A 13,975-nucleotide genomic window follows, 5' to 3' on the forward strand; every position below is an offset into this window, starting at 1 on the left:
GGAGCCTCCGGCCTCGGCCTCGCCACCGCCCGACGACTCCACCACGCCGGGGAGAGTACGTAACCGCCAGGTGTCCGGTCTTCCGCACCTTGCGCCTTCACGAAAACAGCCCTGCTCGGCCACAGACGATACGACGGCTTGGTCCGAGCAGGGCTGTGTGGTGCGGGCACACCGACTACGAGGGCGACTGCGGTGCCTGCGCGCTGTCCATGTACACACGAATGTCAACGACCTCGTCCCCGTCCCAGCGGAAGACGCTCACCACGGGGACAGCGGGAGTCGCTCCTGTCGTGTACTCGTACGCCACGGTCGCCTCGGCGATCACCACCCCGGGCTCCGGCTCCCACAAGCCCGCGATGTCGTGCTTGATGGCCTGAAGGCCGGCGGTCTGCATCTGCGCGAAGGCCTTGCGGATCTCCTCCCGCCCCACCACGACAGTCACCCCGCGGCTCATGCGGACGTCTTCGCCGAGGCCCTCGACGAAAGCTTCAGAGTCCAACGCGACAGCCGATTCAGCGTAGTGGCGGCGCACCCATTCCAGATGGTCCATGTGATTCCTTCCAGAGGAAACGCGACCGCCGATCGGCCGGTCACGATCAGCCGACCGGCGGTCACTCAACTGCCTGACACGCTCCGTCACAGACGTGTCAGGCAGTGGCCAGACGGAGAAAGACGTAGACCAACGCGATCAACCCGAGTGCAAGAGCCGGGACGACCGCCTTGCCGGGATCCTTGGCCCGGAGATGGGCGCCGACAGCACCGGCCATGAGCAGAGCCAGGCCGGCTCCGGCCGCGACTCCGAGCCAGGCCACCCACAGACCGACCACGACGGTTGCGGCACCGAGGACTTCGAGGACCCCGATGAGCCGGTTGACGCCGTGGGGAACACCGAGGTGATCCGCCTGCGCGAGAGCCTTGTCCTGACCGAGGGCCTTGGAAGATCCTGCGGCCAGATAGGCCAGTGCCAGCAGGACGGCCAATACGACGGCTGTGATGTACATCGTTGAACTCCGGGGAAAAACAGGGGGACGGAATCAGGCGCGAGAGAGGATTCAGAATCCGATGGTTTCGCGCACCAGGACGACGGTGGCGCGACCGGGCACGATCTCCCGGCTGGTGATCAGGACCTTGGCGACGACACTTCGCTGGCCATACGCCTGCTGGGCGCGCGCGTCCTCCTTGGGGTAGGCGTAGGTCTCGATCCGGCGCAGGGCGGTCTCAAGATCGGGCACGATCTTCTGTGCCCCCACCACCCACACCGCGCTCGCGGCACCGGACGCGTAGGGGGCAAGCTGGCTTCCACTGGCGGAGGCTGTGACCAGGCGCCCGTCCTCCGTGACGGCATGGACGCTGCCCACCACGACGTCGGGGGCCGACCGAGTACGGCGCACCTCGTCGTACCGTTCCCTCAGGTCCCAGTCAGCCTGGCCGGCCCGCACGCTGTTGAAACGCCTGGAACCGTCGATGTCCTCAGCGATGCCCGAGGTACGCAGCGTCTCGCTGGTGGAAGCAAAGACGGCCCTGTCCGTCGGCAGGATCTCGTTGACGAGCCGACGGGCGTCGGCAGCCGTGTCCACGACCCGTACGGTGAAACCGTTCGCGCTCAGGGCTTCCGCGGCCCGGTCGAGGCTCGCGGCGGAGACCGGGATGCTGAAGGTCTCGTCCACGGGCAGTTGCTGGCTGGTGGTGATCTCAGTCATGGGGGATTCCTTGTCGTGCGGCTCAGACGGCCACGTTGCGGTGGTCCACGGTGGCTCCGCATAGAGCCACCAAAATGCGTTTGACATCGATGTTTCCGTCAGGGCCTTGTCGCCGGTCGGCCTATGCGGCTCCGCAGTCGGCACTATGGCGGTGGTCACCGAGCATCAGCGATTTCTTAATCACATAAGTTACTGTGATTTAGCGAAAGGTCAAGCCCTTTTTTTCCTGCAGCGCGGGTGCCGCCAGAAGCACGCTGACTCAGCACTCTTCCGTGGGTGATCTTCAACCTCGCTGTGGCGGCCGACGTCCTGCGCGAAGCCGCCGCCGCGATTACCGCCCCACGAGGAGATGTCCTCGCCGCGCACCAGTCAGGTGCGCTCGGCCTGGCCCCTCGTGAACCGCCGGGTGTGCTCGCCGCGTCCGCCCCCCTGGAACGCCCCGCTCATCCTCGACGTACGGGTCGCCACCGCGCCGCTGACGGTCTGCTCAAGGCCGGCGAGGACGCGCCGACCTCCTACGGGCTGCAGGTGGCCGACGGCCCGCATGAGGCCGGCCTGCCCGACGAGGTCCTGAACGTCATCCCCAACGCCCGAGAGGACGCCGACCGGCGCGCTCACCTGTCTGCGCGCCCTCGGCCACCGCCGGATCGCCGGCCCCGGCAGCACCTTGACCGCACAGAAGCGAGCGACCGGCCTCAAGGCCATGGCGGGCTCCGGCAAGGTGGAGACCGTCCGGGCCGGCAGCGTCGTCCCGCAATTCGACGGGGCGCCACGGGCGCCGCTGACGCGGCGCCGACCGGCGGTGCCACCGCTGTGGTCGGCGTCACCGACATCGTCGCCTTCGGGCGCGTCAGCCGTTTCACCGCGCGTGGGGCCCACATTCCGGACGAGACACCGGTTCAACGCCCCGTTCCCGATCCTCCGCGACAGCGCTTTCCACCGAGCGCGCACCCCACGCCTCGCCTGACGAAATAGAGGGCCACACGTGGGGATGCCCCGTCGTCCGGGGCGTCTGAAGCGCGTCGTCAGAAGATGGCGACGGGATTGACCGGGGATCCCGCGCCCCCGGTGATGTTGAGCGGGGACGCCGTGAGGAAGAACTCGTACTGGCCCGTCCCGGCACACTCCGCGGCGAGGTCCTCCAGCCACCACACCTCGCCGAGGGTCAGCCCGAGGTCTCGGATCAGCCGTACGTGCAAGGGATACACGGGACGGTCGGGGTCCTCGCTCGGCTCCACCTCCACCGCGATGTTGTCCACCGCCAGTGCGGCGATCTCGTGGCGGTGGATCCACTCGACGGTGTCCAGGGAGAGCCCCGGCGCGCCGGACGTCCAGAACTCCTGTTTGTCCGCAAGCCGGTAGAACCACGGGACGTGTCCGGTGCGGACCAGCAGAATATCCCCAGTACGGATCTCGACCCCCTGGGTCTCGGCGCACTCGTCGAGCAGGCGCGCGGTGATGGGCACCCTTGGTTCACAGCGCTCGACCCCCAGCTGCCGGGCCACGTCGAGCAGGACACCACGGCTGGTCAGGCTGTCCTTCATCAGCTGGATCGAGCACTTGCGCGCGCCGGCGAACCCCTCCACGTTCCCCATCCAGAAGCCGTTGTACATCGCGTCCCGGTGGAAGATGTGGGCGAGTCCGTCCCACTGGGTGCTGCCCTGCAGCGGCATGAAGAGGTAGTCGTCGGCCCCCTGGAACCCGGGGGCGATACGGCCGAGGTCGCTGCCGACCACATGGTCGGCGCCGCTGTAGCCGAAGAGGTGCACCACGCCCGGTCGCGTCGGGTGCACGGGACCGGTGGCATCCAGTGGCACCGCGAGACTGACGGTCCGTCCCGTCCGGATCAGCGATGCCGCGGCGGCGACGACCTCCGGTGTGATGAAGTTGGCCGTGCCGCGCTGGTCGCCCTCGCCCCAACGGCCCCAGTTGTTCGGCACGTTGTCGTTGACGAGGCCGACGACCTTGCCTCTGCCGTCGACACTGAATCCGGGGGCGGTCCACTCGCCCTCGAGGTGGTCTCCGTCTGCTGTTCTGCCCACGATTCTTCCCTTCGGTAGTCGGTATGGCGGGCACGGCCGGTTCCGCGGTGCCGGCCGTGTGTCGTCTCAGTCCTGACCGGTGCCGACCCGCTGCCGCAGCAGGAACTTCTGCACCTTGCCCGTCGCGGTTCGGGGCAGCGAGGCGGCGAGGATCACCCGGGTGGGCTTCTTGTAGGAGGCCAGTCGCTCCCGGCAGTGGGCGATGATCTCCTGCTCGGTGGGCGGGTCTGCGGGGTCGGCCGGCACCACGAACGCGACGGGCGTCTCGACCCACCGGGGGTGCCGGGCGCCGACCACCGCAACGTCGGAGACCTTGGGGTGGGTTTCGATGGCGGCTTCCACCTCGGCGCAGTAGATGTTCTCCCCGCCCGAGATGATCATGTCCTTGGCCCGGTCCACCACCCGGTAGAAGCCGTCGTCGTCGACCACGCAGAGATCTCCGGAATGGAACCAGCCGCCGCGGAAGGCCTCACGGGTGGCCTCGGGGGCGTTCCAGTACCCCCGCATGACGGTCGGACCGCGGTAGACGATCTCACCGACCTCCCCCGGCCCCACCTCGGTGCCGTCCCGGCCCAACAGACGGACCTCCAGGTTCGGCACGGGCCTGCCGATCGACCCCGTCTTGCGAAGGGCGTCGTCCCCGCGCAGTACGCATGTCACCGAACTCATCTCGGTCTGCCCGAACATGTTGAAGTTCGGTATGCCGGGGAAGGTCCGTGCCATCGCCTCCAGCACGGCGGGCGGTGCGACGGAGGCGCCCCAGGAGATCCGGCGCAGGGCCAGGTCACGGCCGCCGATGTCCGGGAGGCGGCAGATCTCCTTCCACTGCGTCGGCACGAAGTAGCACGCGGTGACCCGCTCACGCGCCATCTCGGCCATGGCCTCGGCGGCGCTGAAGTCTCCCGAGGCCGTGACGATGGAACGACCGCCCACCGTCATATAGATGAGGATCCCGTTGAGCCCGCCGATGTGGAAGAGCGGCAGGCCCGAGTAGTAGACCTCGGTGTCGTCCGTGACGCCTTGCACGAGCAGACAGTTGAGCGAGTTCATCATGAGGTTGAGGTGGGTGAGCACAGCCCCCTTGGGCCGGCCGGTGGTTCCCGAGGTGTACATGATGAAGGCGGGGTCGTGATCACCGACCGGCACGTGCACCGGTGAGCCGTCCGGGTCGAGTGCCTCCTCGTAGCCGACCGCCACCGGGCCCACGTCCGGGGGACGGCCCCCGGCCAGCAGTACGGCCGTCAGGTCCGCGCCCGGCTCGCCTTCTGCTCCGGACAGGCACGCGTGTGCGACGGCCGCCGCTTCGCCGTCGGCCACCAGGACCTTCGCCCCGCTGTCGGAGAGGATGTACCGCACCTCGGCCGCGGTCATCCGGAAGTTGACGGGTACGGTGATCGCGCCGAGCCGCATCGCGGCGAAGTAGGACTCCACCACCTCCGGACGGTTGCGCATCAGCACGGCGACCCGGTCGCCGGGGCCCACTCCGAGCGAACCCAGGGTCCTGCAGAGCCGGTTGACCCGTGTGTCGAGCTCGGCATACGTGAGGGTCCGGTCACCGAAGCTCAGGGCGGGCCGGTCGGGCCGCTGCCGTGCGTGCCGCGCCAGCTGCTCCCCGTATGCCACGCCCCGGTACCGGGACATGTGCTCACCCGGGCCGACAGGGGTGTTCTCTGCGCCCATTACCTCGGCCATGTCACTTCCCTCCGCCCGTGAAGCCGAACAGTTGGCCCGCCACCTTGCGGATCTGGATCTCCTCCGCGCCCTCGGTGATCCGGTAGCGCCGGTGGTGGCGGTAGATGTGTTCGAACGGCAGATGCCGGCTGTACCCCATGCCGCCGTGCACCTGCATGGCACGGTCCGCGGCCTCGCACACCAGCCGGTTGGCGCGGTAGTTGCACATCGACACAAATGTGGAGACGTCCGCGTGCGCCCTCTGGTCGAGGTCCCGCGCGGTGGCTCGAATCAGCGTCCGCAGTGCCGTGGCGTCCGTGTGCAGTTCCACGAGTGGCCACTGCACGGACTGGCGCTCGGCCAGCGGCCGGCCGAAGGTGACCCGCTCCCGGGCGTAGGCGACCGCGCGGTCGACGCAGTACTGCGCCGCGCCGAGGCTGGATGCCGCCTGCCGGATCCGGTTCTCGTGCACGAACGCCTGGGCGACCTCCAGGCCGCGCCCCTCCTCCCCGAGGATCGCCGAGTCCGGCACCCGTACGCCGCGCAGGGCGACGTCCGCGTGGTCGGTGGGCATGTTGAACGTCCAGCGGAACAGGCCCACTTCGACGCCCGGCGCGTCGATGGGGACGATGAAGGCGCTGATGCCCAGGGCGTCCCCGGGCTTGCCCGAGGTGCGGGCGAAGACGAGGTCGTGGGTGGCCGTGTCCACACCGGTGTTCCAGCGCTTCTCCCCGTTGACGACCCAGTCGCCACCCGAGCGGACCGCCGTGGTGGCCATCCAGGTGGCGTCCGAGCCGTGTTCGGGCTCGGTCAGGGCGAACCCGAGTCCGCGCTCCCCCGTGACCAGGGGTTCCCCGAACTCGGTGCGCTGCTCGTCGCTGCCGAACCTCCAGATCAGATGGGCGAACGGGAAGTTGCCCACGACGGAGGACTCGTCCTGGAGGTCGTTGTGCAGCCCGAGGCCACGGTGCGCGAGGTGCTCACGCACCACGGCCATCTCCAGGTTGCTCGCTTCCGAGCCGCCCAGCGCGGCCGGCAGGTCGCGGCGCAGGAAACCCGCCTTGTCGGCCCGCCGCCGCATCTCGGCGATCAGCGCGCGCCACTCGGGGCGGGGCAGACCACCGCCGTCGAAGTCGGTGCGCGCCCACTCCCGCCGGTGGTCGAAGAAGCGCTGGTTGTCGTCCTGTTCCTGCAAGGGGATGATGGCCGACTCGATGAAGCCGTCCAGCTCCACCAGCAGCGTTCGCAGGTTCTCAGGGATGCCGAAATGCATGGCTCCGCCCTCTCCAATGAGGTGCGATGAACGATCGTTCATCGAACCTAACGCTCGATATGGACAGCGGCAAGCGTCATGACAAAGGGATTTAACGAGCTGGATGCAAGTCGATGCAGACGATAGGCTGGCGTGTGAACAATCGTTCATTGACCATCGAAAGGTGTACGCCTTGTCTGCATCCGCCGCGTCGGCGTCGTCGCCACAGTCGAGTTCGCTGGTGACCGACGAGGATGACGCCATGGCCGCCGCCGTGATCAGCGCGGCCGTCCGGGTCATCGCGGCCCGGGGCTATCACGGGACATCTGTGCGCGACATCGCCGCGGAGAGCGGACTCAGCGTCGGTTCCGTCTACAACGGCTTCGGATCGAAGTACGAACTGCTCGTCGCCATCATGAACCGCGCCATGGACCAGTTGGTGACCGTCACCGAGGACGCGCTCTTCCACGCGGGCACCGATCCGGCGGACCGGCTGCGTGCCATCGTCGGAGCGCACGTGGGCACGCACACTGCCGGGCCGCTGGAGAGCCTCATCGGCAACTCCGAACTGCGCAGCCTCGAACCCGCCGACCTGCGGCTGGTCATGTCCAAGCGCGACACCCAGCAGCGGATGTTCGACCGCGTGGTGGCGGACGGCGTGCAGCAGGGCGTCTTCGGCACACCGAGTCCCAAGGAGTCCGCCCGGTTCGTGGTCACGGCCTGTACCGCGGTGGCCACCTGGTTCCGGCCCGAGGGAGAACTCGGCGCGGCCGAACTGGTACGGCGCTACCAGGAGATCGCCCTGGCCGCGGTCGGCCACACCCAGGAAGGACCCACGGATTGACTTCCCCGCACTCGCAGGAGACATCTCGGACAGAGGCGTTGGCGACCGCGCTCCGCGCCCGTCTGTCAGAGCTGTACAGCGCCGACTGCACGGTCACCGCACTGCATCGCCTCACCGGTGGTGCCAGCGCCGAGACATGGGCCCTGACCTTGACGGTCCCGGGCGAGCCCCCGGCCGAGCTGATCCTGAGGCGCGACGCACCGGGCGCCGAGAACCCAGCGCGCATGGCGCGTGAGGCGGACGCCCTCACCGAGGCGGCCCGGGTCGGTGTACCCGTCCCGGGACTGTGCGACCGCGCCCCCGGGGAGTCGGTGTCGCACTCGGGGGCCACCGGACTCGGCCCCTCCTACCTCCTGATGACGAGGGTGCCCGGACAGGCGCTGCCCCAGCGGCTGCTTCGCGACGAGGAGTTCGCGGGCGTCCGGCCACGGATGCCGTACGAGCTCGGACAGGTGCTCGCCCGTGTCCACCACCGGATGGACCCCGACCGAATCCCCGGCCTGGCATCCGAGGACCCGCTGGAGCAGCTCCGCGGGATGTACCACTCCACCAGTGCCCCCCTGCCCGTCCTGGAACTCGCCTTCCGCCGGCTGGCGGCCCAGCGGCCCGCGGCCGGCCGCGAAGCGGTGGTGCACGGGGACTTCCGCAACGGCAACCTGATCGTCGGCACGGACGGCGTCCGCGCGGTGCTCGACTGGGAGCTGGTGCACCGGGGTGATCCCATGGAGGACCTGGGATGGCTGTGCGTCCGGGCCTGGCGGTTCGGCGCCGAGGGCCCCGTCGGCGGTTTCGGTCCGCGCTCCGAACTCTTCCGGGGGTACGCCGACGAGAGCGGCACGGCCCCCGACCCGGAGGCGGTCCACTGGTGGGAGATCTACGGAACGCTGCGCTGGGCCGTGCTCTGCCGCGTCCAGGCTCTGCGCGCACGCAACCGCCCGGCGCAGGACGCGTTGGAGCTGCTGGCCATCGGTCGACGCGTGGCGGAGTGCGAGTACGACCTGCTGTGCCTCCTCGGTCTGCCGGCCACTCCGAACGCGGCGCCGCCGGCCGGTTCCGCCGACGCCGACCTGTTCGGGAGCCCGTCCGCGGCCGAGCTCCTCACTCCGGTCGGCTCCCTGCTGACCGAGCTGAGCGGTGCGGCCGACCCACGCACCCGGCACCTCGGGCGGATCGCCACGCACACGCTGGACATGATCTCCCGCGAACTCGTGCTCGGGGCGGCGGCCCGCGCGGAGCACGCGGAGGGGCTGCGCCGCCTCGGCTTCCGTGACGAACGGGACCTGGCGCTGGCGATCCGCCGTGCCGAGGTCGACCCGCACACCGATCACGCCGTGCGGGAGACCATGTGCTCCGCCACCGCCGCACGGCTCGGCGTGGCCAACCCCCGCTATTTTTCCCGCTCCGGGTAGGCCCCACCCAGGTGCCCGCAGAGTACGGTCACGCCTTGACGAGGCCTTCCCCGACCGTCACGCCCTCGTCCGGTGCCGCACAGTGCAGGGCGAGCGGGCCCAGCAGTCCGGATCCGGCCTCCTCCGGGATGACGGACTGCCCACACGTGCCCAGCCCGAGACCTCCGAGATCCTTCGCAACGGTCGGGGCGAAAACCCCGGCACCCCGAGCCGCCCGCCGGAACCCGCGGCACAGCGAGACGTCGGGGCGCCCGGCCGCTGAGGAGTTCCGCCTCGGCGGGGAGCACGGCGGCCCGGACGAACCCGGCCGTACGGCCCTTGAGCTCGACAGGCCCGAGCTCAAGGGTGAAGTCGATCGCCATGCGGTCCTCGCGACTCCGAGAGTTACCTAACGTTAGCTAGGGCACCTTGAGCCGCCTCTGCAGAGGTCAACATCCTGACCGATCTAGCGCCACGGGACTTTTTCCGACAAAAGGCGCTATTTATGGGCTTTGAATCTCGCGACCAAGCCCTCGATCACTCGCCGCACCCCTATTCCGCTCACCCATTCTCTAACGTACGTTAAGTAGGCCAGCACGACAGTGAACCAAGGAGTCGGACATCATGTTGGAACGGCGCGGCAACATCGCTCTGATCACGCTCAACCGCCCCAAGGCCCTCAACGCCGTGAACTCCGAGCTGTCCGCCGCCCTGGGCGCGGCCCTGGAGGAGTTCGCCACCGATCCGGAGTTGCGGGTCGCCGTGCTGACCGGTGCCGGGCGCGCCTTCTGCGCGGGCATGGACCTCAAGGAGGCGGCGGCCGGCCGCGACGCCACGGATCCACTGCACCCCGAGTGGGGCTTCGCGGGCATCGTCCGGCACCCGATCGACAAGCCGGTCATCGCCGCCGTCAACGGGCCGGCACTGGGTGGCGGCGCCGAGATCGTCCTCGCCTGCGATCTGGTGGTCGCCGACGAGAACGCCACCTTCGGCATGCCCGAGGTGCACCACGGCCTGTTCCCGGCCGCGGGAGGGGTGCTCCGGCTCCAGCACCGGCTACCGCGCAACATCGCCCGCGAGATCGCCCTCACCGGCGTTCCGGTGGACGCCGCCACAGCAGCGCGCTGGGGCCTTTTCAACCGGGTCGCACCCGCGGGCAAGTCGGTCGACGTCGCCATGGAGTTGGCCGAACAGGTGGCGAAGGGCGCCCCCCTGTCCCTGAACTCGGTCAAGCGGCTCATGTCGTGGGGCGAGGTCCGGGCCGAGGCCGAGGCCTGGGTCGAGAACGACGATGTCTTCCAGCAGATCCTGACCAGCGACGACGCCAAGGAAGGTCCGCGCGCGTTCACCGAGAAGCGCGCCCCGCACTGGACCGGACGCTGACCGGCGGCCCGCACACCTCATCCCCCTACCACTCCCCCATGTCCCACCTCCCCGTCGGCCACGCGTACCGAACACCCGTACCCGGCCCCAACAGTGAAGGACCTCAGATGCCCAGCATGAACGATGCCGTCATCGTCGACGTCGTGCGTACCGCCTCTGGCAAGGGCAAGCCCGGCGGCGCCTTGTCCGGCCACCACCCCGCCGATCTCCTGGCCACCGTCCTCGCCGCCCTCGTCGAGCGCAACGGCCTCGACCCCGCCCAGGTCGACGATGTGATCGGCGGCTGTGTCTCGCAAGCCGGCGAACAGGCGTTCAACATCACCCGTACCGCACTGCTGGCGGCCGGCTTCCCCGAATCGGTGCCGGCGACCAGCATCGACCGCCAGTGCGGCTCCAGCCAGCAGGCCGGCCACTTCGCCGCCCAGGGCGTGCTGGCGGGGGCGTACGACATCGTGATCGCCTGCGGTGTGGAGTCGATGAGCAGGGTGCCGATGGGCTCCAGCGCCGGCGGCGCCGACACCGCCGGCGAGGGGCTGCGTCGCCGCTATCCCGAGGGACTGATCCCCCAGGGCATATCCGCCGAACTCCTCGCCACCCGCTGGAAACTGGAACGCGAGGAACTGGACGCCTTCGCCGAACGCTCCCACCAACGCGCCTGGGCCACCACCGAAGCCAGGGGCTTCACCAACGAGATCATCCCCGTCTCCGGCCACACCATCGACGAGACCGTCCGCGCGACCACCACCGCCCAGGGACTCGCCGGACTCCGGCCCGCCTTCACCGGCGCACCCGGGGCCGAACGCTTCCCCGAGATCGACTGGCGCATCACACCCGGCAACTCCTCCCCCCTCACCGACGGCGCCTCCGCCACCCTCATCATGAACGCGGCCACCGCCCAGCGACTCGGCCTGCGCCCCCGCGCCCGCTACCACTCCTTCGCCGTCACCGGCTCCGACCCCCTCCTCATGCTCGACGGAGTCATCCCCGCCACCCACAAGATCCTCGACCGCTCCGGCCTCTCCATCGACACCATCGACGCCTACGAGGTGAACGAGGCATTCGCCCCGGTGCCCCTGCTGTGGCAACGCGAATTCGACGCCGACCCCACACGCCTCAACCCACGCGGCGGCGCCATCGCACTCGGCCACCCACTCGGCGCCTCCGGCACCCGCATCCTCGCCACCCTCCTCAACCACCTCGAAGCCACCGGCGGCCGCTACGGCCTGCAGACCATGTGCGAAGGCGGCGGCATGGCCAACGCCACCATCATCGAACGCCTGTGACCAACCCCGCACAACCACAGCAACACAAGGAGAACACCACCATGAACATCGCAGGCAGCGTCGCCCTCATCACCGGCGGAGCCTCCGGCCTCGGCCTCGCCACCGCCCGACGACTCCACCACGCCGGAGCATCGGTGGTCCTCGCCGACCTCCCCACCTCCGACGGCAAGACGGCCGCCGCCGAACTCGGCGACCGGGCCGTCTTCGCCCCCACCGACGTCACCAGCGAAACCGACGTGACGGCCGCGGTGGCGGCGGCTGCCGAACTCGGCGACCTGAGGATCGCCGTCAACTGCGCCGGCATCGGCACCGCCGCGCGCACCCTGAGCAAAAAGGGCCCCTTCCCGCTGCCCGACTTCGCCCGCACGATCCAGATCAACCTGATCGGGACCTTCAACGTCATCCGGCTGGCAGCCGAGAGCATGGCGGCACTGGAACCGGCCGAGGGCGGCGAAGAGCGCGGCCTCATCGTCAACACGGCCTCCGTGGCCGCGTTCGACGGGCAGATCGGACAGGCCGCGTACTCCGCCTCGAAGGGCGGTGTGGTCGGCCTCACCCTGCCCGTCGCCCGGGATCTGGCAAACCACCGCATCCGCGTCATGACCATCGCCCCCGGACTGTTCGAGACCCCGATGCTCGCCGGACTGCCCGAGGAGGCCAAGGCCTCCCTCGGCGCCCAGGTCCCCCACCCCAGCCGACTCGGCCGGCCCGACGAGTACGCCGCGCTGGTCCAGCACATCGCCGAAAACCCGATGCTCAACGGCGAGGTCATCCGCCTCGACGGCGCAATTCGCATGGCACCCCGCTGACACACACACCCTCGGCGCGTATATTCACATATGAATAGCCGTTTACAGGGCCGGCGGGTCGTGCGGACTACGGCCGGACCGGCCCTGGACCCCACCGAGGGACATGCACATGGACAGCTTCACGGAGCACACCTCCTTCTACATCGACGGCGGCTGGCGGCAGCCGCTCGGCTCGGAGACCTACACCGTCATCGGCGCGTCCACCGAGGAGCCGATCGGGCGCGTCCCGGTCGCCGGCGGCAAGGACGTCGACGCCGCGGTCACCGCCGCCCGTCGCGCGCTGGACGCCCCGGGCGCGCCGTGGCCCGCCGCGAGCCCTGCCGAACGCGCCGACACTATGGAGCGGTTCGCCGACGCCATAGCGGCCCGGGCCGAACAGTTCGGCCGACTGGTCTCCCGCGAGAACGGGATGCCGATCGCCATGTCCCCACAGGCCAACGCGCTCAGCACGGCGGCGATCCTGAAGTACTACGCCGGTCTCGTCCGCACCTTCGAGTGGGAGGAGCGACGTCCCTCCTTCACCGGCACCACCACCCTCGTGCGACGCGAACCGGTCGGGGTCGTGGGCGCGATCGTGCCGTGGAACTACCCGCAGACACTTGCGATCATGAAGGTCGCGCCCGCGCTCGCGGCGGGCTGCGCGATCGTTCTCAAGCCCGCCCTGGAGACCTCCCTCGACGCCTACGTCCTGGCCGAGGCCGCCGCTGAGGCGGGCCTGCCTGACGGTGTGCTGAACATCGTGCCCGGCGCGCTCGAAGCGGGCGAGTCCCTCGTCGCCCACCCCGGCGTCGACAAGGTCGCCTTCACCGGCTCCACGACGGCCGGCCGCTCGATCGCCGAGGTCTGCGGGCGACTGCTGCGCCCGGTCACCCTGGAGCTGGGCGGCAAGTCGGCGGCGATCGTCCTCGACGACGCCGATCTCGACGCCACCATCAAGGGGCTCCCGAGCGTCTCGTTCTTCAACAACGGCCAGACCTGCTACGGCAGCACCCGACTCCTCGCACCCGCGAGCCGTTACGACGAGGTGCTCGACGCCGTCTCGGCCATGGCCTCCGGACTGCGGGTCGGCGACCCTCTCGACCCCGCCACCGCCGTGGGACCGGTGGTCTCCGCCGCGCAGCGCGAGCGCATCGAGGGGTACATCGCGTCCGGCCACGCCGAGGGCGCTCGGCTCACGGCCGGCGGCGGACGCCCGGCCGGACTCGACCGCGGCTGGTACGTGGAGCCGACGGTCTTCGCCGACGTCCGGCCCGAGATGACCATCTTCCGCGAGGAGATCTTCGGACCCGTCCTCGTCGTCACCCCCTACGACTCGGACGACGAGGCCGTGGCACTCGCCAACGACTCCGAGTACGGCCTCGGGGGCACGGTGTGGACCACCGACGTGGAGCGCGGCGCGGCCATCGCGCGCCGGGTCCGCACCGGCAGCATCGGCGTCAACGGCTACCGGCTCGACTTCAACTCCCCGTTCGGGGGCAAGCGCGCCAGTGGTCTGGGCCGTGAGCTGGGTCCGGAGGGGCTCAGCTCCTACCTGGAGTGGCAGTCGGTGTACCTGCCGGCCTGATCCGGGGGCCGGTCCGGACGTCTCGTCCGGGCCCGGTCC

General features: G+C 69.8%; 13 protein-coding genes. 7 read left to right on the forward strand and 6 right to left on the reverse strand.

Going from position 1 to position 13,975, the window contains the following annotated elements:
* Positions 1–175: 175 nt before the first annotated feature.
* The 3 genes from ABZ887_RS33455 to ABZ887_RS33465 form a co-directional block, all read right to left on the reverse strand.
* Positions 176–550 carry a nuclear transport factor 2 family protein gene (locus tag ABZ887_RS33455; RefSeq protein WP_361297653.1) on the reverse strand — a complete coding sequence of 125 codons (375 nt, stop codon included), beginning with the start codon at positions 548–550 and terminating at the stop codon, positions 176–178.
* Positions 551–647: 97 nt separating this feature from the next.
* Positions 648–1,001 carry a DoxX family protein gene (locus ABZ887_RS33460; RefSeq protein ID WP_361297656.1) on the reverse strand — a complete coding sequence of 118 codons (354 nt, stop codon included), beginning with the start codon at positions 999–1,001 and terminating at the stop codon, positions 648–650.
* 51 nt (positions 1,002–1,052) lie between these two features.
* The gene (locus tag ABZ887_RS33465; protein ID WP_361297659.1) at positions 1,053–1,700 is read right to left on the reverse strand and encodes an LUD domain-containing protein; all 648 of its coding nucleotides are present in this window, start codon (positions 1,698–1,700) and stop codon (positions 1,053–1,055) included.
* A 276-nt stretch (positions 1,701–1,976) separates the two neighbouring features.
* Here ABZ887_RS33465 and ABZ887_RS33470 point away from each other — a divergent pair, with 276 nt between their 5' ends.
* Entirely contained in the window at positions 1,977–2,675 is a 699-nt protein-coding gene (locus tag ABZ887_RS33470; RefSeq protein ID WP_361297662.1) for a hypothetical protein, read from the forward strand.
* Between the two features lie 50 nt (positions 2,676–2,725).
* Here the strand turns inward: ABZ887_RS33470 and ABZ887_RS33475 are convergent, their stop codons facing one another.
* From ABZ887_RS33475 to ABZ887_RS33485, 3 genes are all read right to left on the reverse strand, one after another.
* Positions 2,726–3,742, reverse strand: a complete 1,017-nt coding sequence (locus tag ABZ887_RS33475; protein ID WP_361297665.1) for a cyclase family protein — start codon at positions 3,740–3,742, stop codon at positions 2,726–2,728.
* Positions 3,743–3,808: 66 nt separating this feature from the next.
* Entirely contained in the window at positions 3,809–5,434 is a 1,626-nt protein-coding gene (locus ABZ887_RS33480) for an AMP-binding protein (protein ID WP_361297668.1), read from the reverse strand.
* Between the two features lies 1 nt (position 5,435).
* The gene (locus ABZ887_RS33485; protein ID WP_361297671.1) at positions 5,436–6,686 is read right to left on the reverse strand and encodes an acyl-CoA dehydrogenase family protein; all 1,251 of its coding nucleotides are present in this window, start codon (positions 6,684–6,686) and stop codon (positions 5,436–5,438) included.
* A 220-nt stretch (positions 6,687–6,906) separates the two neighbouring features.
* On the opposite strand from ABZ887_RS33485, the gene ABZ887_RS33490 reads away from it, so the two are divergent.
* The 6 genes from ABZ887_RS33490 to ABZ887_RS33515 all read left to right on the forward strand — a co-directional run bounded on the left by ABZ887_RS33490 (position 6,907) and on the right by ABZ887_RS33515 (position 13,936).
* Positions 6,907–7,509, forward strand: a complete 603-nt coding sequence (locus tag ABZ887_RS33490; RefSeq protein ID WP_361297674.1) for a TetR/AcrR family transcriptional regulator — start codon at positions 6,907–6,909, stop codon at positions 7,507–7,509.
* Positions 7,510–7,547: 38 nt separating this feature from the next.
* Positions 7,548–8,918, forward strand: coding sequence for a phosphotransferase family protein (locus tag ABZ887_RS33495; RefSeq protein WP_361297677.1), 1,371 nt, complete (start codon positions 7,548–7,550; stop codon positions 8,916–8,918).
* Between the two features lie 603 nt (positions 8,919–9,521).
* Entirely contained in the window at positions 9,522–10,280 is a 759-nt protein-coding gene (locus ABZ887_RS33500; protein ID WP_361297680.1) for a crotonase/enoyl-CoA hydratase family protein, read from the forward strand.
* Between the two features lie 116 nt (positions 10,281–10,396).
* Positions 10,397–11,563, forward strand: coding sequence for an acetyl-CoA C-acyltransferase (locus tag ABZ887_RS33505; protein WP_361297908.1), 1,167 nt, complete (start codon positions 10,397–10,399; stop codon positions 11,561–11,563).
* Positions 11,564–11,604: 41 nt separating this feature from the next.
* Entirely contained in the window at positions 11,605–12,372 is a 768-nt protein-coding gene (locus tag ABZ887_RS33510; RefSeq protein ID WP_361297683.1) for a 3-hydroxyacyl-CoA dehydrogenase, read from the forward strand.
* A 109-nt stretch (positions 12,373–12,481) separates the two neighbouring features.
* The gene (locus ABZ887_RS33515) at positions 12,482–13,936 is read left to right on the forward strand and encodes an aldehyde dehydrogenase (RefSeq protein ID WP_361297686.1); all 1,455 of its coding nucleotides are present in this window, start codon (positions 12,482–12,484) and stop codon (positions 13,934–13,936) included.
* Positions 13,937–13,975: the final 39 nt, after the last annotated feature.

This window comes from Streptomyces sp. NPDC047061 (assembly GCF_040643955.1).
Taxonomy (GTDB): Bacteria; Actinomycetota; Actinomycetes; order Streptomycetales; family Streptomycetaceae; genus Streptomyces.

Excerpts from the sequence above, each read along its gene's own strand:
- ABZ887_RS33500 (WP_361297680.1), top strand. The coding sequence starts at position 9,522 with ATGTTGGAACGGCGCGGCAACATCGCTCTGATCACGCTCAACCGCCCC.
- ABZ887_RS33465 (WP_361297659.1), bottom strand. The coding sequence starts at position 1,700 with ATGACTGAGATCACCACCAGCCAGCAACTGCCCGTGGACGAGACCTTC.
- ABZ887_RS33485 (WP_361297671.1), bottom strand. The coding sequence starts at position 6,686 with ATGCATTTCGGCATCCCTGAGAACCTGCGAACGCTGCTGGTGGAGCTG.
- ABZ887_RS33505 (WP_361297908.1), top strand. The coding sequence starts at position 10,397 with ATGAACGATGCCGTCATCGTCGACGTCGTGCGTACCGCCTCTGGCAAG.
- ABZ887_RS33455 (WP_361297653.1), bottom strand. The coding sequence starts at position 550 with ATGGACCATCTGGAATGGGTGCGCCGCCACTACGCTGAATCGGCTGTC.
- ABZ887_RS33510 (WP_361297683.1), top strand. The coding sequence starts at position 11,605 with ATGAACATCGCAGGCAGCGTCGCCCTCATCACCGGCGGAGCCTCCGGC.
- ABZ887_RS33515 (WP_361297686.1), top strand. The coding sequence starts at position 12,482 with ATGGACAGCTTCACGGAGCACACCTCCTTCTACATCGACGGCGGCTGG.
- ABZ887_RS33460 (WP_361297656.1), bottom strand. The coding sequence starts at position 1,001 with ATGTACATCACAGCCGTCGTATTGGCCGTCCTGCTGGCACTGGCCTAT.
- ABZ887_RS33480 (WP_361297668.1), bottom strand. The coding sequence starts at position 5,434 with ATGGCCGAGGTAATGGGCGCAGAGAACACCCCTGTCGGCCCGGGTGAG.